Source organism: Paenibacillus sp. GXUN7292, assembly GCF_050864975.1.
GTDB lineage: Bacteria > Bacillota > Bacilli > Paenibacillales > Paenibacillaceae > Pristimantibacillus.
Map to the genome: position 1 here is coordinate 58,338 of NZ_JBOZWO010000019.1, position 17,675 is coordinate 76,012.

Annotated in this window: 22 protein-coding genes; all 22 read left to right on the forward strand. The window is 46.0% G+C overall.

The genetic code is table 11. The features are described from left to right. The first annotated feature begins 22 nt into the window (after positions 1-22). Positions 23-319 (forward strand): 2Fe-2S iron-sulfur cluster-binding protein, encoded by a 297-nt coding sequence (locus ACRRU2_RS16235; RefSeq protein ID WP_331698660.1) that lies wholly within the window; start codon positions 23-25, stop codon positions 317-319. 22 nt (positions 320-341) lie between these two features. Beyond that, the gene (locus tag ACRRU2_RS16240) at positions 342-959 is read left to right on the forward strand and encodes a hypothetical protein (RefSeq protein ID WP_432503262.1); all 618 of its coding nucleotides are present in this window, start codon (positions 342-344) and stop codon (positions 957-959) included. Next, a complete protein-coding gene (locus ACRRU2_RS16245; protein WP_432503264.1) occupies positions 944-1,291 on the forward strand; it encodes a 2Fe-2S iron-sulfur cluster-binding protein in 348 nt (115 codons plus the stop codon). The genes ACRRU2_RS16240 and ACRRU2_RS16245 overlap by 16 nt, the downstream gene beginning before the upstream one ends. 19 nt (positions 1,292-1,310) lie before the next feature. After that, a complete protein-coding gene (locus ACRRU2_RS16250; protein ID WP_331698663.1) occupies positions 1,311-2,060 on the forward strand; it encodes a hypothetical protein in 750 nt (249 codons plus the stop codon). 270 nt (positions 2,061-2,330) lie between these two features. Further along, a complete protein-coding gene (gene spoIVA, locus ACRRU2_RS16255) occupies positions 2,331-3,809 on the forward strand; it encodes a stage IV sporulation protein A (protein ID WP_331698664.1) in 1,479 nt (492 codons plus the stop codon). A 332-nt stretch (positions 3,810-4,141) separates the two neighbouring features. Beyond that, positions 4,142-4,417 carry an HU family DNA-binding protein gene (locus ACRRU2_RS16260; protein WP_331698665.1) on the forward strand — a complete coding sequence of 92 codons (276 nt, stop codon included), beginning with the start codon at positions 4,142-4,144 and terminating at the stop codon, positions 4,415-4,417. A 170-nt stretch (positions 4,418-4,587) separates the two neighbouring features. Next, positions 4,588-4,809, forward strand: a complete 222-nt coding sequence (gene mtrB / locus ACRRU2_RS16265) for a trp RNA-binding attenuation protein MtrB (protein WP_331698666.1) — start codon at positions 4,588-4,590, stop codon at positions 4,807-4,809. 189 nt (positions 4,810-4,998) lie between these two features. Beyond that, on the forward strand, positions 4,999-5,568 hold the full coding sequence (locus tag ACRRU2_RS16270; protein ID WP_331698667.1) for a hypothetical protein: 570 nt from the start codon (positions 4,999-5,001) through the stop codon (positions 5,566-5,568). Between the two features lie 104 nt (positions 5,569-5,672). Further along, positions 5,673-6,533, forward strand: coding sequence for a heptaprenyl diphosphate synthase component 1 (locus ACRRU2_RS16275; protein ID WP_331698668.1), 861 nt, complete (start codon positions 5,673-5,675; stop codon positions 6,531-6,533). Between the two features lie 7 nt (positions 6,534-6,540). Further along, positions 6,541-7,254: a demethylmenaquinone methyltransferase gene (locus tag ACRRU2_RS16280; RefSeq protein WP_331698669.1), complete on the forward strand. Its 714-nt coding sequence runs from the start codon at positions 6,541-6,543 to the stop codon at positions 7,252-7,254. 1 nt (position 7,255) lies between these two features. Continuing rightward, positions 7,256-8,131: a UbiA-like polyprenyltransferase gene (locus tag ACRRU2_RS16285; protein WP_432503269.1), complete on the forward strand. Its 876-nt coding sequence runs from the start codon at positions 7,256-7,258 to the stop codon at positions 8,129-8,131. Beyond that, complete coding sequence (locus ACRRU2_RS16290) at positions 8,125-8,769, forward strand: UbiX family flavin prenyltransferase (RefSeq protein WP_331698671.1); 645 nt, start codon at positions 8,125-8,127, stop codon at positions 8,767-8,769. The genes ACRRU2_RS16285 and ACRRU2_RS16290 overlap by 7 nt, the downstream gene beginning before the upstream one ends. Continuing rightward, the gene (locus ACRRU2_RS16295; RefSeq protein ID WP_432503271.1) at positions 8,732-9,577 is read left to right on the forward strand and encodes a menaquinone biosynthetic enzyme MqnA/MqnD family protein; all 846 of its coding nucleotides are present in this window, start codon (positions 8,732-8,734) and stop codon (positions 9,575-9,577) included. The genes ACRRU2_RS16290 and ACRRU2_RS16295 overlap by 38 nt, the downstream gene beginning before the upstream one ends. 70 nt (positions 9,578-9,647) lie before the next feature. Beyond that, entirely contained in the window at positions 9,648-10,619 is a 972-nt protein-coding gene (locus ACRRU2_RS16300; protein ID WP_331698673.1) for a polyprenyl synthetase family protein, read from the forward strand. Positions 10,620-10,644: 25 nt separating this feature from the next. Continuing rightward, positions 10,645-11,088 (forward strand): nucleoside-diphosphate kinase, encoded by a 444-nt coding sequence (gene ndk, locus ACRRU2_RS16305; RefSeq protein ID WP_331698674.1) that lies wholly within the window; start codon positions 10,645-10,647, stop codon positions 11,086-11,088. 24 nt (positions 11,089-11,112) lie between these two features. Then, complete coding sequence (locus tag ACRRU2_RS16310; RefSeq protein ID WP_331698675.1) at positions 11,113-11,901, forward strand: CheR family methyltransferase; 789 nt, start codon at positions 11,113-11,115, stop codon at positions 11,899-11,901. A 59-nt stretch (positions 11,902-11,960) separates the two neighbouring features. Next, positions 11,961-12,128, forward strand: coding sequence for a hypothetical protein (locus tag ACRRU2_RS16315; RefSeq protein ID WP_331698676.1), 168 nt, complete (start codon positions 11,961-11,963; stop codon positions 12,126-12,128). A 261-nt stretch (positions 12,129-12,389) separates the two neighbouring features. After that, positions 12,390-13,493: a 3-dehydroquinate synthase gene (gene aroB, locus ACRRU2_RS16320; RefSeq protein WP_432503276.1), complete on the forward strand. Its 1,104-nt coding sequence runs from the start codon at positions 12,390-12,392 to the stop codon at positions 13,491-13,493. Then, complete coding sequence (gene aroH, locus ACRRU2_RS16325) at positions 13,493-13,861, forward strand: chorismate mutase (RefSeq protein WP_331698678.1); 369 nt, start codon at positions 13,493-13,495, stop codon at positions 13,859-13,861. The genes aroB and aroH overlap by 1 nt, the downstream gene beginning before the upstream one ends. A 419-nt stretch (positions 13,862-14,280) precedes the next feature. After that, positions 14,281-15,843, forward strand: coding sequence for an anthranilate synthase component I (trpE, locus tag ACRRU2_RS16330; RefSeq protein WP_432503278.1), 1,563 nt, complete (start codon positions 14,281-14,283; stop codon positions 15,841-15,843). Beyond that, the gene (gene trpD / locus ACRRU2_RS16335; RefSeq protein ID WP_432503280.1) at positions 15,843-16,895 is read left to right on the forward strand and encodes an anthranilate phosphoribosyltransferase; all 1,053 of its coding nucleotides are present in this window, start codon (positions 15,843-15,845) and stop codon (positions 16,893-16,895) included. The genes trpE and trpD overlap by 1 nt, the downstream gene beginning before the upstream one ends. Next, complete coding sequence (gene trpC, locus ACRRU2_RS16340) at positions 16,882-17,667, forward strand: indole-3-glycerol phosphate synthase TrpC (protein WP_432503282.1); 786 nt, start codon at positions 16,882-16,884, stop codon at positions 17,665-17,667. The genes trpD and trpC overlap by 14 nt, the downstream gene beginning before the upstream one ends. Positions 17,668-17,675 lie beyond the last annotated feature (8 nt).

Below are 17,675 nucleotides of genomic sequence, written 5' to 3' on the forward strand. Positions count from 1 at the left end.
TATGTACAAAGGAGATACTGCAATGATTGAGCTTAAAGGCAGAACGATAACGGAAGTAGTCGAGGCAGAGGAAGGCATGTCGATTCTAGATCTTGCGATCAAGCATAAAGTAGACTGGAGCTATTCTTGTACAAGGGGCACCTGCGCCCGCTGCAGATGTCTTGTAACGGAAGGCGGAGAGTTTTTAGATGAGATAACCGATGCGGAATGGGACCGCCTGGAGCCTGAGGAGTTCGACGAAGGTTACAGACTGGGCTGCCAGGCTGTTATTAAAGCTGGTGCGGGAACGATTAAAGCGATGAATAAAACTTATTTCTAATGAGTAAAAAGGAAGTGCTTGCATGAAAAAGGCCAGTCCTATATATAATGCTCTGGCTGCCCTGGCAAAGCTGCTGCATGATTCGTCTGCAAAATGGATAGTCGGCGGCAGCGCAGGATTGCTGCTAAGAGGCTTGCCTTTGTCTGCAATGCCTCGCGATATCGATATTTATTGTGATGAAGAAGATTTGCCATTTATTTATGCAGCCTTGCAAATATATGCAGTCGACGCTCCTCATTACAGCGAAACAAATATATACCGCTCTACGCTTGCCCATTTCGAAATAGAAGGCATGCCTATTGAACTGGTCGGCGGCTTTAAGGTGGATGCAGCTAAAAGCAGCTATGAAGTACGGGTGTCAGAGCTGCTGATCCCCTTTGGGGAGCGCTTTAGTATCCCGGATTGCGGTTACCCGCTTATGGTCGTGCCGCTAGCGCATGAGCTATGGTTTAACCAGCTGCGAGGCAGAGAGGATCGCGTAGAGCTGATTGCAAAGGCTTTTATGAAGATGCGCGGCATTCATGAGCCTGCATTGCAGGCTATAGAAAAAAGCAATCATTTTACAGCAGCAGCAGTGGATCAAGTGCATCAAATCATTTCGCTGGAAGAGGCTGGTGAGGTGGAATGGACGCAGAGGTAACCTTTTGGCCCTTGGAGAGGAAAGTCAAAGTGAAGCCCGGCACGACGGTGCTGATGGCTGCACGACAGGCGGGCGTATTAATATCAACGCGCTGCGGAGGCAATGCGGCATGTTTCCTGTGCAAAATAAATTTGCGCCCGGGAAGCAGCGTGCTGCCGATGTCTGATATTGAAAGACGCAAGCTGGGCGACGCTGAGGAGCCGCCATTTCGCCTTGCTTGTCAGGTTCGCGTTCAGGGCAAAACGGATGTAGACGTCCCCCCAGACCCATTGCGCGCTGCTGTAGCGCGTCAGCTGGCGAAGCAAAAGGAGCAGGACGATTCGCTTTGGTAGCAGAAACGGAGGCAAAGTAATGAGCTTTGGAATAAATAAATTGAAATGGACAGGACGAGCCGTTTTGACGCTTGCTGCTGTCTGCTTGATGATGGCAACGCTGACCGGCTGTCTTTATCCTAAGGACAGGCTGAAGCAGAATCAGGCTGCCCCAAAGGAAGCAGTAAGGAATGTGCAGGCTGCAGTCGACGATTATTTCTCTCAGACGGGCGTGCTGCCTATTCAAAACAGCGAGTCAAATGTTCCTAAATACGAGAAATACAAAGTCAATTTTACTACGCTGCAGGCTAAAAATTTATTAAGCTCAATTCCGCCGGCAGCTTTTGAAAACGGGGGCAGCTATTATTTTTTAATCATTGACGAAGAGACAGCTCCCCGCGTGAAGCTGATGGATCTAGTTACGCTGCAGAAGGTGAATGACTTGCAGAGCAAGGTAAACTCCCATTTGAAACAGACTGCAAAAGTGCCCAAGGGTGAGCAAAAGTACAAAGGCTTCTATAGTATCGATTACAAACAGCTAAGCATGAAAGCGCCAGACATTAGAAGTGTATTCTCAGGTCAAACGCTAGAAGCGCTTACGAATGAAGCGGGAGTCGTTTTTGTTGATTACGGAATTGATATTATGCAGCTTATTTCCAAGAAGGAGTATACCGAGGATGAGCTGAAGGTTGATTTGCGTGAATTACTGGTAGACGCTACGGAATATGTACCGGTCAAATCTCCTGCCTATCATTTCGAAAATGGAGAGCCGGTAGCCGTAAACCCATAGATGCTGAACAAAGCATGTAAAGCAGGAGATGATCCGCTTTATGTGCTTTTTTTATTAAATAGTCATAGTTTTTAATAAAGTCTCATATATTTCAGTCTTGGAAGGGCAGAAAAAGATTCGTCTGAATTTTTACAGATGAAATCAGCATAATTGGACAGTCTGCACATATGATGTTACTAGTCCTAAAGTTTGTACGAGTTGCGTCGCTGGCCTGCCCTCTTATCCGGTGGATGGCGGCGAACCGGAAAATCAATCAGGAGGGGATATTCAGTGGAAAAAGTGGACATTTTCAAGGACATTGCCGAACGAACCGGTGGGGATATTTACCTCGGCGTAGTGGGTGCGGTCCGTACGGGCAAATCTACCTTTATTAAGCGGTTTATGGAAACGGTTGTGTTACCTAATATACCGAATGAATCGGACCGTATTAGAGCCGTTGACGAGCTGCCGCAAAGCGCCGCGGGAAAAACGATTATGACGACAGAGCCTAAATTCGTGCCTAATCAGGCCGTGCAGCTTCGTGTAACGGAAGGGCTTGAAGTTAACGTTAGAATGGTAGATTGCGTAGGTTATGCCGTAGAAGGAGCAAAAGGGTACGAAGACGAGAATGGTCCTCGAATGATTACGACACCATGGTTTGATGAGCCGATTCCATTCCAAGAGGCAGCTGAAATTGGCACGCGCAAGGTTATTCAAGAGCATTCAACCCTGGGGGTTGTCGTGACAACGGATGGAACGATTGCCGAAATTCCTAGAAGCTCTTATGTTGAGGCGGAAGAACGAGTCATTGATGAGCTAAAGGAAGTAGGCAAGCCATTTGTCCTAATCATTAATTCAACACATCCTAGGAGTGCGGAAACTGAGCAGCTTCGCAGCGAACTGCAAGCGAAGTATGATATACCTGTTATGGCATTAAGCGCTGCTACTATGGGTGAAGAGGAAGTAATGACAGTGCTGCGCGAGGTGCTTTATGAATTCCCGGTGCATGAAGTAAACGTCAATCTTCCTAGCTGGGTTATGGTGCTGCAGGAAAATCATTGGCTGCGCAGCAACTACGAAAATTCGGTTCGCGATACGGTCAAGGATATCCGCAGACTGCGCGATGTCGACCGAGTTGTCGATCAATTTATGGAGTATGAATTTATTGCCAGAGCTGGACTCAGCGGCATGAATATGGGCCAGGGTGTTGCAGAGATTGATCTTTATGCGCCGGATGAGCTTTATGACAAAATTTTAATGGAGGTTGTCGGCGTAGAAATCCGCGGCAAGGATCATTTGCTGCAGCTTATGCAGGACTTTTCTCATGCGAAGCGTGAGTATGACCGTTTTGCCGAGGCGCTTGAAATGGTTAAGACGACCGGTTACGGAATTGCTGCTCCATCGCTTGCCGAGATGGCGCTTGATGAACCGGAGCTGATTCGTCAAGGCTCTCGATTCGGCGTTAGACTTAAGGCGACGGCACCTTCGATTCATATGATTCGAGTCGATGTCGAATCCGAATTTGCTCCAATAATCGGCACAGAGAAGCAAAGCGAGGAACTTGTACGCTATCTGATGCAGGATTTTGAGAATGACCCGATTAAAATTTGGGAGTCAGACATATTTGGCAGATCGCTGCACTCTATCGTACGGGAAGGCATACAAGGCAAAATTGCTATGATGCCTGACAATGCGCGGTATAAGCTGCAGGAGACGCTGGGCAGAATTATTAACGAGGGCTCCGGCGGTCTCATTGCAATCATTTTGTAGATATATCTATAATCTGAAAGATCGAATGCGGACATTTGCGATGTCTTTGCATTCGGTCTTTTTTTTAACTGCCCTTTTTCAGAAATGAAAATTAAAAAAATTTCACTGGCATCCACTAATAAGTTCGGTATATGTTATTCCTATGGCCTTGCTGCTGTATTTTATATTGCATAACAGGATAGGTACTTGAAATTGCCTTTTGGCTGTATTACTATAAGTTTGTTCGGTCAATAGGTATATATTTGAAGTTTTCGGTTAATAAGATGGATAAGATGATTCAATTGCATCATGCCTAGATCAACATCAAGGTTTATTTGTAAGGAGGTGAAATCATGAATAAAACAGATTTGATAACAAAAGTAGCTGAATTGACAGAGCTATCCAAGAAAGATGCGACTAAAGCAGTTGACGCTGTATTTGAAGCAATCGCTGGCGCTTTGCAACAAGGCGACAAAGTTCAACTTGTTGGCTTTGGAAACTTTGAGGTTCGCGAGCGTCAAGCTCGTAAAGGCCGCAACCCGCAAACAGGTGAAGAGATCGATATTGCTGCTAGCAAAATCCCTGCGTTTAAACCAGGTAAATCTCTTAAAGATCAAGTTACCAACTAATCACATAATTGCAATAGGCGCTTGAACATGATGTTCAAGCGTTTTTTGTATATGCATGGGACTGCCTGGTATTGCTTTCAGCATAGCTTTGTTGAAATAACATTGCTTAAATAAGGAAGTTCAACTATAATTTTTTTGGATGCTTGTAAAACGGTCTGGGAGGGATTGCAATGGAGCCTAATCATGGTGATTACGTAGTAGTAAAGGCAAAAGAACAAGGTGTTCAGGTCATTGGTTTAACTCGTGGACATGATACTAAATTTCATCATATGGAAAAGCTTGATAAAAATGAAATATTGATCTGTCAGTTTACAGACCATACATCGGCCATCAAAATACGTGGCAAAGCAACCGTAATGACAAAGTACGGGAATGTTGATACGGAGGAATAGGTTTTTTTGGATGAAGAGCGGGCTTTAGCCTGCTCTTTTTCGCTATATAGGGCCGACTTGGCGTGACCTTCACTAGCAATACCAAGTTTTTCGCATAATCACTGCATGCGCCGAATAATGAGCAAGCTAAGCTCGTACACTATACAATAAGCTTCAGCTGGCATGGATTAGAAAATCGGAGGTTGTGCGGTGAGGAATATAAAATGGCTCGTTTCGATAATGGCAATTACAATATTCAGCTTGTTCATTCTCGCTCAGCTGCCCAGGCAGGCGGGTTATTCTTTAAAGGAAAAGCATGGGGTAGAGGTATTTGAACAGCTTCCGTTTCGTAAGCTTACAAATCACAATATTGTGGAAGTTATGTTAGGCGTTCGCTTATCGTCAAAATTAGGGAAGGTGGAATGGCAAAACGCCATGCTGCTAATAGAGCTTCGCGTCGATCCGGTGGACGGCCGTCCTGAAGCTTGGTTTCATGATGTCGATAAGCTGATAGAGCTCTCCTTCGTGCAGCTTGCCAACGTCAAGCGCGTGTTAATCCGGTTGATTGAAACGGAGCAGACAGGCGGGCGGCTGATGGCTGCGATAGACGTCAGAAGTGGTGATAAGTGGCTCGCAGATGAAATTGCATATTTAAAATACAGCGATCCTGTACATGAAGAAATTTGGCGGCAGCGTCTGCGCGTAAGCTTTACTTCTGCATGGGAGGAACGCTTTGGTCCCGTTACCGGCTATACTTCGCTGCCTCGGCAAATGCCGTAATTTGCAACATCCTATTTGAATCGTATGCTCTTTAAAAAAGTTGTGCTATAATAGTTTAGATTATTGAGCAGCGATTGTGCTACTCTGCTTCGGAGGCTTCAACGATGAGAGAATACCGGATAACTGAACTAGCCTATAAATATGTAAATTATGACATGATTCATACATATACTGAGCTTCCCCCTTTATCGGAACCTAGACTGCGCTTGCTGAGCGCAGTTCTTAATGAGAGCGACCATGCAGACAACAGCGAATTGTATGCGCTCGTTACCTCGCTCGTTCAGCTGGGCATGGATACGCATGATAGAATTGATAGTTCAACAACCGGCCGCAGTGAGCTTGAAATGCGCTCCACGCAGCTGAAGGTATTGGCAGGCGACTATTTTAGCACCCGTTTTTATCAATTGCTGGCGCAGCAAGGCCAAATTTCTATGATCGCCTCGCTCAGCGCCGCTGTTTGTGATGTAAACCGTTTGAAAATTGACTTTTATACTAAGCGCAAAAGAAACGAATTGACTACTGAGGAATATTTCAGCTATCGCGTCAAGATTAAAAGCCAAATGTTTCTCCAATACGGCGAGCTGCTCAAAGGAACTACAGCAAGACTGTGGCCTCAGCTGCTGCTTGGCATAAGCCGCTGCGAGGCCATTGTTGAAGAGCTGGAAGACGCCCGCCATCCTGAGCGCGTTACGAACAGCTGGGCCTATTGGCATCTTCAGCAGGCGGCAAGCGAGCAGGAGCAGCAGCTGCTACAGAAGGCTCAGCCTGAGCAAATCTATGCACTGCTTGTCCAGCATGCTATCGTGCAGCAGCTTAAGTCGCGTATGGATGACGCACTGAGCGAAGTACAGACAGCAATACGAAAGCTTGAATCAGAGGGACTGGCAGCAGAGCTGCTTGCGATTACAGATTCGCTTCGCACTAAATCTTTATTGTTTATTCCTGCATTGAATGAAACGAGGTGAGAAATAGATGAGTACATCATCCAAGAGTCATGTTCATGATTTATTTGAATCGATTGCGCCTAAGTACGATTTTATGAATGATCTTCTCAGCTTCAGAAGGCATAAAGCATGGCGTAAATTTACGATGAGGAAAATGGCGGTGCAAGAAGGGCAGACTGCTCTCGATTTATGCTGCGGTACTTGCGACTGGACGATTTCACTTGCTGAAGCGAGTAAGACAGGAAAAATTACCGGACTTGATTTCAGCCAAAATATGCTGGATGTCGGTGCCGTTAAAATTAAAGAGCAAAATTTGCAGCAGCAAATTGAGCTGGTGCAGGGCAATGCCATGGATCTTCCGTTTCCGGACAACAGCTTTGACTATGTTACCATTGGCTTTGGCCTGCGGAATGTTCCGGATTATAATCGGGTGCTGAATGAAATGAGACGGGTTGTAAAGCCTGGCGGGCATGTTGTGTGTCTGGAGCTTTCGAAGCCGATGTGGCAGCCTTTTAAGGGCTTGTATTATCTTTATTTTGAGAAGATACTGCCTATGATTGGCAAGATAGTTGCAAAAAGATTCAAAGAGTATCAGTGGCTGCCTGAGTCTTTAAAATCTTTTCCAGATGCAAAGCAGCTGGAGCAAATGTTTCGCGATGCCTCGCTGACTGAAGTGAAGGTGCATACTTTAACTGGCGGAATAGCGGCATTGCATATAGGCAAGAAGGAGCAGGTGCACTAGGATGTTTCGTAAATTACGCATAATTTTAGAGATGATCAAATTTGAACATACTATATTCGCGCTTCCGTTCGCTTATATGGGGGCGCTGCTAGGCGCAGTAGTGTTAGAGAAGCGAATGCCGACATGGTCCGAAATCGGCTGGATTACGCTCGCGATGTTCGGCGCAAGAAGCGCCGCGATGGGACTTAATCGATTGATTGACAAAGCGATCGATTTGAAAAATCCGCGCACGGCGCAAAGAGCTTTGCCGGCAGGCCTGCTGAAATCGGCAGAGGTATTGGCATTTATTATAATTTCATTCGCGTTATTATTTATAGCTTCCGCAAATTTATCGCCTATTACGATGAAGCTAATGCCGATTGCGGTATTCATGCTTGTCCTGTATTCCTATACGAAGCGCTTTACATGGCTATGCCATGTGGTGCTGGGGCTTACGATAGGGCTTTCACCGCTCGGCGGCTGGCTTGCTATTACCGGAACCGCATCATTGCCGGTATGGCTTCTCTATGTAACTGTAGCGCTGTGGATTGCAGGCTTTGACATTATTTATGCGACGCAGGATTACGAATATGACCGCGATAATGGCGTTCACTCTATCCCTGCCCGGTTTGGCATTGCAGGCGCGATTTGGATATCCAGAAGTTTTCATCTGGTAACGGCTGCCGGATTTTTATTGCTGTTTTGGCTGACAGATTTAAGCTGGGCCTATTTAGCAGGCACTGTTATTTCAGTCGCTTTACTGTTTTACCAGCACTGGCTTGTGAGGCCGAATGATTTGTCGCGAGTGCCTACAGCCTTTTTCGGGATGAATGGTACACTTAGCGTAGTGTTATTTATATTTACTATTTTTGATTTGGCGGTGCTGCATCAATGGTAGAACCAAAAAGGTGGATAGTGGGCATTACCGGAGCTAGCGGTGCGATTTATGGCATTAGGCTTATTGAAGAGCTGCTTGCCGGCGGTTTTGAGGTTCACCTTGTTATATCAGAGGCTGGCTGGCGTGTGCTGAAGGAAGAGCTGCTGTGGAGCGCATCACACAGAAAGGCTTCACTGCAAAAGCAATTCGGGGCTGCCATCGATTCGGGGCGGTTAATTTATTATCCGAGCGGCGACATTGGAGCCGCAATAGCAAGCGGCTCCTTTAGAACGGAAGGGATGATTATCATGCCTTGCTCGATGGGAACGGCTGCTTCGATCGCACATGGCGCCTCCAACAATTTATTGACACGTGCGGCTGATGTTATGCTGAAAGAAAGTAGGCGGCTGCTGCTGCTTCCGCGAGAGACTCCTTTCAATTCCATTCATTTGGAAAATCTGTTGAAGCTCTCAAGATTGGGAGTGAGAATTGTTCCAGCGATGCCGGCTTTTTATTTTATGCCGCAATCTATGGACGAAATGATTTCATTCATAGTAGGCAAGGTGCTGGACAATGTCGGCATAGAACATCAGCTGTATCGAAGATGGGGAGAGGAACAAAATGAGCATACACCATCGCTTCACCATCGGACAGATTGATTACGCGAATAGCTGGCCGTTGTTTTATGGATTGGACAAGCGGCTTGATCAAATCGAGTCCAGCATAACTTCCGCTGTGCCCTCTGAGCTTAATCGCATGCTAGGCAGCGGTTTAATCGATGTATCCGGCATATCGTCATTTTCTTATGCGCAATATGCAGAGGATTATATATTACTGCCAGGCCTGTCTGTAGGTTCTGTCGGAAGAGTAAATTCAATACTGCTTTTTTTGAAGGAACCGCTTGGACAAAAACTGCCGGCCACTATCAGTCTTTCGTCTACTTCAGCTACTTCTGTGAATTTGCTGAAAATAATGATGGAGTTGAGATTCCACTGCAAGCCGGCGTATGAAACGTCCTCAGGCAGTCTGGAAAGCATGCTTGAATCGGCCGATGGGGCATTGCTGATCGGCGATCCGGCAATTGCTGCTGCGTGGAGCAATAAGTCGCTGTATGTTATTGATCTAGGTGCAGCGTGGCATGAATGGACAGGCTACGGTATGACGTATGCGGTCGTTGCAGCCCGCAAATCAGCATTTGCAAGCTGTCCGCAGCTTTTGCATGAGCTGCATCGGGCATTGCTGGCGAACAGGATACATAATTGCAATCATATTAATCCGATAATAGATAAAGCCTGTACACAATTAGGCGGGCAGTACAGCTATTGGGATGATTATTTCAAATGCCTCAATTATGAATTCGGGCAGCAATTACAGGATGGACTTTCGCTTTATTACAGGTATGCCAAGCAGATTGGCTTACTGCAAAAGGATGTAACACTTTCTTTTTTGGAAGGCAAGCAAGCATAATGATTTATATTTTTAATGGACGGCGGAAGCCGTATATCCTTGAAAGACAAATTGCCCAATAGGTGAAAGAATGAAACTATTAGATTTGTACGCCAAATTAAAAGGGGATCTTCAGCAAATTGAACAGGAGCTTGAGCGTGCTGTATCCGATGACCATGCTCTGCTTAGCGACGCCTCGCTTCATTTGCTTAAGGCTGGTGGAAAAAGAATACGGCCTGTTATGATTCTGCTCGCAGGAAAATTTGGCCAATATCAGCTCGATGTACTGAAAAATGTAGCTGTTCCGCTTGAACTCATTCATATGGCATCACTTGTGCATGATGATGTTATTGATGATGCCGAGATGCGAAGAGGCAAGCCGACCGTCAAGTCCAAATGGGATAACAGAATCGCGATGTATACAGGTGATTATATTCATGGCAAAGCGCTGATGCTTGCGACCAAGCTGACAAACCCGCGTATTCATCAAGTGCTTTCCAAGGCGCTTGTTCAGATGTGTATAGGAGAAATGGAACAAATTCGTGATTTTTTCAATGTAGACCAGTCTGTTCGCAATTATTTGCTGCGTATTAGAAGAAAAACTGCCTTATTAATTGCTGTAAGCTGCCAGCTTGGGGCTATAGCGGCAAATTGTCCGCCCAAGTATGTTCAAGCTCTTTACAAATATGGATATAATGTAGGCATGGCCTTTCAAATTCGCGATGACCTGCTTGATTTATATGGAACTGAGAAGCAAATCGGCAAGCCGCCGGGGTCGGATTTGCGCCAGGGCAACATAACCTTGCCTGTTATAATGACACTGCAGGAGCCGGACAAAAAAGAAGATCTGCTTGCAGAGCTGGACAAAATCAGACTGCAGGAGCATGCCAATTCGCAGCATGCCGTTCAAATTGTAAAAAGCGGAAAAGGCGGCGGCATTGCCGATGAGCTTGCGAATCGCTATATTGAAAAAGCTTTAAAGGCGTTGGAGCAGCTTCCGGCTATTCCAGCTAGAAAAAATTTAGTTGATATTGCCCGCTTCGTAGGGAAGCGAAATTATTAAAAGGCAGCAGGAAGGAAGAGATGGCATGGAAAAAACGTTTTTAATGATCAAGCCTGATGGTGTGCAAAGAGGATTAATCGGAGAAATTGTCAGCCGCTTTGAAAAAAAAGGCCTGCAGCTGCTTGGAGCAAAATTTATGCTCATTCCGACAGAATTGGCTGAGCAGCATTACGCGGAGCACAAAGGGAAGCCGTTTTATGAGCCGCTGCTGAAGTTTGTAACGTCCGGCCCTGTATTCGCGATGGTTTGGGGCGGCGATAATGTGATAGCCCTGACAAGAGCAATGATTGGCAAGACAGATGCAGTTGAGGCTTATCCAGGAACGATTCGTTCAGATTTTGCAGTACATACGAATTTTAATTTGATCCATGGATCAGACTCTGCTGAAAATGCAGAAAGAGAAATAGCGCTTTTCTTTAAGGATGAGGAGATTATTTCATACGAGCATACCATTTCGCGCTGGATTTAACTCGTATTCATGGAGGCATGGGAGATGGAGGATGAGGATTTCAACCTCTTTATTGCTTATATTAAACGTAAAACAGCAATCGATTTGGCGCAGTACAAAGAAGTGCAAATGAAACGCCGCTTGACGACACTTAGGCAGAAACGCGGATTTTCCAGCTTTGCAGAATACAGCAGGGCGTTGGATCATGACCCGACATTGTTTGACGAATTTCTGGATCGGATGACGATTAACGTCTCGGAGTTTTACCGCAATCCAGCCCGATGGGAGGTACTGGAGCAGCGCTTCCTGCCCGAGCTGTTTAAGAAGCAGTCGAGATTGAAAATATGGAGCGCCGCTTGCTCGACAGGCGAGGAGCCCTACACGCTGGCAATGATTTTATCAGAGCTCGGCATGCTGCAAAATACCGAGCTGCTTGCCACGGATTTGGATATGGGCGTGCTGAAAAAAGCACAGGAAGGCGTGTACGTCGAGCGATCGCTGCGAGATGTCCCGGCCAATTGCAAGAAGCAGTACTTCAAAGAGCAGGACGGGCAATTTTTTGTCGATGAACGTTTGAAGAAAGCTATCCGGTTTAAACAGCAAAATTTGTTGCATGACCGATTTGATACTGGATTTGATTTGATCGTATGCCGCAATGTTATGATCTATTTTACAGAAGAAGCAAAGCAGCAGCTGTATGCAAAGTTCGCAGAAGCTTTGAAGCCGGGAGGCTTGCTGTTTGTCGGCAGCACAGAGCAAATATTTTCGCCCGCCCAATTTTCTTTGGAGACAGCGGATACGTTCTTTTATCGTAAAGCAGCTATAAACGTATAGCAAATTGTCTTTTCTCCTATACTGATCATAACGACAGTCTATAGGAGGATTTTGCATCTATGGAAAAACGGAAGGTACTGGCAGCTTATCGTCGCGGCTTCCTTACGCTTGAGGAATGTGCGCAAATCATCGGTGTGGACAATCAGCAAATGGATCGGCTGCTTAAAGATTCAACCATATTTATGGATAGGAAAGAAGAAACCTATCACCAATCAGCAGTGCACTAACAATGCAAATTATTTTTAAGACAGCGCAACAAGCCGGCATGCTCTTCTTGCATTAGAAGACTGCCGGCTTTTGTGTTTTTCATGGACTGCCTAATCGTTGGCGAATTCGTTTAGCCTTATCTGATGTTTCTTGTCAAACTTTCGGTGCTGTACTATAATTAGCAAAGAAGTTTAGGGCTGTAAAGCAGTAATGAGCTATTGTTACACAAAGTAATCGTATTTATAAAATTAACTTTGATAATGAACAGACAGGTGGTACGTATGATGCGTGAGCTTACGGTTGATCTCGGTGAACGTTCCTATTCGATCTACATAGGAGAAGGACTTTTGCAGGATGCCTCTTCTTTTTTTACAAAACATAATATAAGCAAAAAATCGCCTTTATTAATCGTTACAGATACGAATATTGCACCAAAGTACTTGGAAGCATTGCAGAAGGAGCTGGTGCAAGGCGGATTTAAAGCTGAAGCGGCAGTCGTGCCTTCCGGGGAAAGCACTAAATCCTTGGCTATGCTTGAGAAGCTGGTAGGACAGGCGCTGGAAGCCGGGCTTGATAGAAAATCTACAATAGTCGCGCTAGGCGGCGGTGTCGTCGGCGATTTGGCAGGCTTTTTGGCGGCTTCTTATATGCGCGGCATTAAATTTATTCAAATTCCTACGACGATTCTTGCGCATGACAGCAGCGTAGGCGGCAAGGTTGCCGTCAATCATTCGCTAGCCAAAAATATTATCGGCGCTTTTCATCAGCCGGAATTTGTGCTGTACGATTTGAATACGCTCCAAAGCTTGCCTGCTCGCGAAATAAAAGCGGGGTTGTCTGAGGTAGTTAAGCACGGCTTGATCTGGGACGAAAGCTTTGTCAGCTGGTGCGAGGTCAATTCAGAGAAGCTATTGGCACTGGATGCTGAAGCGCTGGGTTATGCGTTATATGTTGGCTGCGGCGTAAAAGCGGCGGTAGTGTCTCAGGATGAGCGGGAGAATGGGCTGCGCGCGATTTTGAATTTGGGGCATACAATTGGTCATGCTTTAGAAGCTGTTGCCGGTTACAATGAGCTGCTGCACGGCGAAGCAATCTCGATTGGCATGGTCGGATCCGCAAAGCTGGGCATGCGTTACGGAGCTTCTGAAGAAGTGTATATTCGAACAAAAAATGTGCTTGCGAAACTGGGCTTGCCTGTGCGATTGCCAGAGCATTTTGATGTAGAGGCTATCATGAGCGCTATGATGCATGACAAAAAATTTCTTGAGGGCACAATGACATTTATCGTACCGACAGCAATCGGAAAAGTAGAAATTGAAAGCAATGTTTCTGTTGACTGGGTGAGAGAAATAGTGGAGCAATTAAAGCAGGAGGATGAATTATAATGAGCGTAAGAGGAATTAGAGGGGCTATAACCGTTGAAGCAAATGAAGCAAAGCAAATTTCAAGCGCAACACTGGAGCTGGTTAACGGCATTGTTGCAGCAAATCATTTGAATCCTGAGGATATTTGCAGTGTTTTTGTAACTGTTACGAACGATCTTGATGATACTTTTCCTGCGCAATCGATTAGACAGCTTCCGGGCTGGGAGCTAGTTCCATTAATGTGCTCGCTTGAGGTGCCGGTAAAAGGCAGTTTAAAGCATTGCATCAGACTTATGTTTTTAGTAAACACAGACAAGACCCAGGCTGAAATCGAACATGTATATTTACGTGGAGCGCAGGCGCTGCGGCCGGATTTATCCAAATCCTAACTTTTTATTGACGAAAAAGCGGCATTAGTATATATTTGTCTTATTCAGATAGTAACTAGCAAGCATCAGATGCATGATAGCTAAGATAGTTGACTCAATAATTAAAGTTGTTGAATGAGATTGAGTAGAGAGTTTAGTTAGAGCCAAGCAGAGTAGAGCAGAGTAGAGCTGAGTAGAGAGTAATAGTTGAGCTGAGTCTATAGAGATGAGAAGATGTGGCAGGCCGTTTAAATGCAGCACAGCTGTGTTTATATATGTCCACCGTGTTTATTTTTCATTTCGACATGGAACTAAACTATTTTTACTTTCACAATGATCTATATATGCGCGCTCCTGCTTAGGCAGGAGCTTTTTTGATTTTGTTTGGCCGATCAAGAGCAAGCCGGAATCAAAGAAGCATATCGAAGGAGGTCATTGTTATGGACAATGAATTTAGCCGAGTTGCACAGCTTGCAGAAACTTATAATTTAATCCCTATTGTCAGATATATGCTGGCGGATACAGAGTCGCCAATTCGCTTGTTTCAGCATTTTGCCAAGGATCGCCATTCCTTTTTGCTTGAAAGTGTAGAGGGCGGCGTGAAATGGGCCCGATACTCCTTTATAGGAACCGATCCTTTCATGATGCTTTACGGAAAAAAGAATGAAATGATGTTGGAGATAAACGGCGTCAAGGAAAAGCTGCAAAATAAACCGATCGAGCTTCTGAAGGAGAAGCTCAGTGCTTATCGTAGCCCTTCGCTTCCAGAGCTTCCTCCTTTTACTGGCGGAGCGATCGGATTTTTTGGTTATGATTTGCTGCAGCACTATGAGAATCTGCCAGCGCATCAAGTTGACGATATGAATATGAATGATTTGCAATTTATGTTTTGCGATCAAGTTGTCGTATTTGATCATTTTAAGCAGCAGCTGCAAATTATCGGCAATGTCCATATTAAACCGGATGCGACAGCTGCGGATGTAGCGGAAGCTTATGAGGCGGCTTGCCTAAAGATGGACGCGGTGATGGAACGGCTTCAGCAGCCTGCAAAAATGTTAGCAGCGGCAGGAGCATCCGTATCGATTGATCCGGATCTTGGGGATATACAGTCTAATGTGACCAAGGAGCAATTTTTGTCCAATGTGGAGCAAGCAAAAGAATATATTCGGGCAGGAGACTTGTTTCAAGTCGTACTGTCACAGAGGTTTAGCATGGAGACGGAAATAGATCCGCTGTTAGTGTACCGGGTGCTGCGCACTATGAATCCTTCACCGTATATGTACTATTTGAAAATGGATGAGGATATTATCGTTGGCACATCGCCTGAAGCTCTTGTCAAGGTTGACGGTGATCGGGTAGAGACGAGACCGATCGCGGGTACAAGGCCGAGAGGAAGAACGCCGGAGGAGGATTTGCAGCTGGAGCAGGAATTGCTCGCGGACGAGAAGGAACGGGCGGAGCATGTTATGCTTGTTGATCTGGGGCGCAATGATATTGGACGCGTGTCCGAATTTGGCTCAGTGAAATGTGATTCTTATATGGAGGTAGAGCGTTTTTCTCATGTGATGCATATTGTTTCCAATGTTTCAGGCAAGCTTCGCAAAGATAAAGACTTTTTCGATGCCTTTGTTTCATGCTTGCCAGCAGGAACAGTTTCCGGCGCTCCTAAGATTAGAGCGATGGAAGTCATTGCTGAGCTGGAGCGTGAAGCACGAGGCGCTTATGCGGGAGCTATCGGTTACTTAGGCTTCGGCGGCACAATGAATACGTGCATAACGATTCGAACGATTATTTTCAAAGAGGGCAGAGCGTATGTCCAGAGCGGTGCCGGCATCGTATGGGATTCGATTCCAGAAAATGAATATACGGAAACCGTTAATAAAGCGAAGGGAATGCTGAAGGCAATCCGTATGGCAGAAGCTATATTCGCCTCGAAGCAGACAAAACGGCTGCCTATCAACTCTGATTATGAAGTAGCTGCAAGCAGAGGAGGCGTTTCATAATGACAGTCAAGCAATCCATTACGATTCAGCAAGCGCTGAGCAAGCTTATAAGCGGGTCGGGTCTGACGAGGGACGAGGCTCGCGCAGTGATGAGCATGATTATGAACGGCGAAGCTACTTCCTCTCAGATTGGCGCTGTAGCTACAGCGCTTCGCATGAAGGGTGAATCGAAAGACGAGATTACCGGCTTTGCCGAAGTGATGCGCCAGTATTCAAGCCATGTTGCAACTAGTCAAGCCGGATTGCTGGATACATGCGGCACAGGCGGTTCAGGCATTCATAAATTTAATATTTCTACGGCATCATCCATTATCGCTGCCGCAGCCGGCATTCGCGTTGCAAAGCATGGCAATCGGGCAATGTCAGGAAAATCCGGGAGCGCTGACGTGTTGGAGGCGCTTGGCGTCGATATAAATTTAACTCCGCAGCAAGCGGCCGATTGTTTGGCCAGTATTGGCATTTGCTTTATGTTCGCCCAGCTGTATCATCCATCCTTGAAATATGCAGCGGCTCCAAGAAGAGAGCTGGGCGTAAGGACTATTTTCAATATGCTGGGACCTTTGACGAACCCTGCTGGCGCAGACCGGCAGCTGCTGGGCTTGTATGACCGCAGCCGAACGGAGACAATAGCATCTGTGCTGCAGGAATTAGGGCTGGCACGAGCTTTGGTCGTCAGCAGTCACGACGGCCTGGATGAGATCAGCATATCTGCTGCAACACAAATTTCAGAGCTGAAGGACAACAAAGTATATACGTATCATTTGGAGCCGGAACAGCTTGGTCTTCGCCGATATTCGATTCAAGATGTTATCGGCGGGGATGCAGGGGAAAATGCGGGCTTAATCACGGAAGTTTTCACAGGACAAAGACGAGATGCCTATCGAGACATCGTATTGGCTAACGCTGGAGCTTGCATTTATGTTGGCGGGAAGGCTGACACATTGCAGGCTGGTGTGGAAATTGCTGCTGAAGTTATCGATTCTGGCAAAGCGAGCGAGAAATTACAAGAACTTATCGTAAGAACAGGAGAGCTGAATCATGTTTCTGGATAAAATTGTTGCAACCAAGCGGCAGGAGGTAGAAGCGCTGTCAGCCAAATTTCAATTGGAGGAGGCAGAGCGCCGCATAAGCGAGCTGTCTGCTTGCCGCGGCTTTGAAAGGGCGCTGGGCATGCCGGCGCGCAAGCGTGCAATGGGCTTAATTGCAGAAGTGAAGAAGGCTTCTCCATCGAAAGGCTTGATCCGGGAAGATTTCGATCCCGTTCAATTGGCTGTGCTTTACCAAAAAGCTGGCGCAGACTGCATTTCAGTATTGACGGATGCAGATTATTTTCAAGGCTCCAATCATTATTTGTCGGCTGTTCGCGAAGCAGTGGAAATTCCGCTGCTGCGCAAGGACTTCACTATTGATTACCGTCAAATTTATGAAGCTCGCTTAATCGGAGCTGACGCTATTTTATTAATTGCGGCTATACTGACGAAGCAGCAGCTAAGCGAGTACTTCGATATTGCCAAATCAATCGGCCTTGATGTACTTGTCGAGGTTCACAACAAGCCAGAGCTGGATGCAGTGCTTTCAATGGATAAAGCGGCATTGATCGGCATAAATAATCGTGATTTGAAATCATTCCATACCGATCTTAAAACGACAGAGCAACTGATATCATTTATACCTAAAAATGTGACAATCATTAGCGAAAGCGGCATTTCCTCTCGCGCGGACATGGCATATTTACAGCAAGCCGGAGCAGATGGTGTGCTTATTGGCGAGCATTTCATGCGCCAGCCGAATGTGGAGCAGGCCGTGCACGATTTGATGGGCTAGGTGATGAT

What these genes read in the sequence shown, in the direction of transcription:
- ACRRU2_RS16235 (WP_331698660.1), top strand. Translation starts at nt 23, where the DNA reads ATGATTGAGCTTAAAGGCAGAACGATAACGGAAGTAGTCGAGGCAGAG.
- ACRRU2_RS16240 (WP_432503262.1), top strand. Translation starts at nt 342, where the DNA reads ATGAAAAAGGCCAGTCCTATATATAATGCTCTGGCTGCCCTGGCAAAG.
- ACRRU2_RS16245 (WP_432503264.1), top strand. Translation starts at nt 944, where the DNA reads ATGGACGCAGAGGTAACCTTTTGGCCCTTGGAGAGGAAAGTCAAAGTG.
- ACRRU2_RS16250 (WP_331698663.1), top strand. Translation starts at nt 1,311, where the DNA reads ATGAGCTTTGGAATAAATAAATTGAAATGGACAGGACGAGCCGTTTTG.
- ACRRU2_RS16260 (WP_331698665.1), top strand. Translation starts at nt 4,142, where the DNA reads ATGAATAAAACAGATTTGATAACAAAAGTAGCTGAATTGACAGAGCTA.
- mtrB (WP_331698666.1), top strand. Translation starts at nt 4,588, where the DNA reads ATGGAGCCTAATCATGGTGATTACGTAGTAGTAAAGGCAAAAGAACAA.
- ACRRU2_RS16275 (WP_331698668.1), top strand. Translation starts at nt 5,673, where the DNA reads ATGAGAGAATACCGGATAACTGAACTAGCCTATAAATATGTAAATTAT.
- ACRRU2_RS16280 (WP_331698669.1), top strand. Translation starts at nt 6,541, where the DNA reads ATGAGTACATCATCCAAGAGTCATGTTCATGATTTATTTGAATCGATT.
- ACRRU2_RS16285 (WP_432503269.1), top strand. Translation starts at nt 7,256, where the DNA reads ATGTTTCGTAAATTACGCATAATTTTAGAGATGATCAAATTTGAACAT.
- ACRRU2_RS16290 (WP_331698671.1), top strand. Translation starts at nt 8,125, where the DNA reads ATGGTAGAACCAAAAAGGTGGATAGTGGGCATTACCGGAGCTAGCGGT.
- ACRRU2_RS16295 (WP_432503271.1), top strand. Translation starts at nt 8,732, where the DNA reads ATGAGCATACACCATCGCTTCACCATCGGACAGATTGATTACGCGAAT.
- ACRRU2_RS16300 (WP_331698673.1), top strand. Translation starts at nt 9,648, where the DNA reads ATGAAACTATTAGATTTGTACGCCAAATTAAAAGGGGATCTTCAGCAA.
- ndk (WP_331698674.1), top strand. Translation starts at nt 10,645, where the DNA reads ATGGAAAAAACGTTTTTAATGATCAAGCCTGATGGTGTGCAAAGAGGA.
- ACRRU2_RS16310 (WP_331698675.1), top strand. Translation starts at nt 11,113, where the DNA reads ATGGAGGATGAGGATTTCAACCTCTTTATTGCTTATATTAAACGTAAA.
- ACRRU2_RS16315 (WP_331698676.1), top strand. Translation starts at nt 11,961, where the DNA reads ATGGAAAAACGGAAGGTACTGGCAGCTTATCGTCGCGGCTTCCTTACG.
- aroB (WP_432503276.1), top strand. Translation starts at nt 12,390, where the DNA reads ATGATGCGTGAGCTTACGGTTGATCTCGGTGAACGTTCCTATTCGATC.
- aroH (WP_331698678.1), top strand. Translation starts at nt 13,493, where the DNA reads ATGAGCGTAAGAGGAATTAGAGGGGCTATAACCGTTGAAGCAAATGAA.
- trpE (WP_432503278.1), top strand. Translation starts at nt 14,281, where the DNA reads ATGGACAATGAATTTAGCCGAGTTGCACAGCTTGCAGAAACTTATAAT.
- trpD (WP_432503280.1), top strand. Translation starts at nt 15,843, where the DNA reads ATGACAGTCAAGCAATCCATTACGATTCAGCAAGCGCTGAGCAAGCTT.
- trpC (WP_432503282.1), top strand. Translation starts at nt 16,882, where the DNA reads ATGTTTCTGGATAAAATTGTTGCAACCAAGCGGCAGGAGGTAGAAGCG.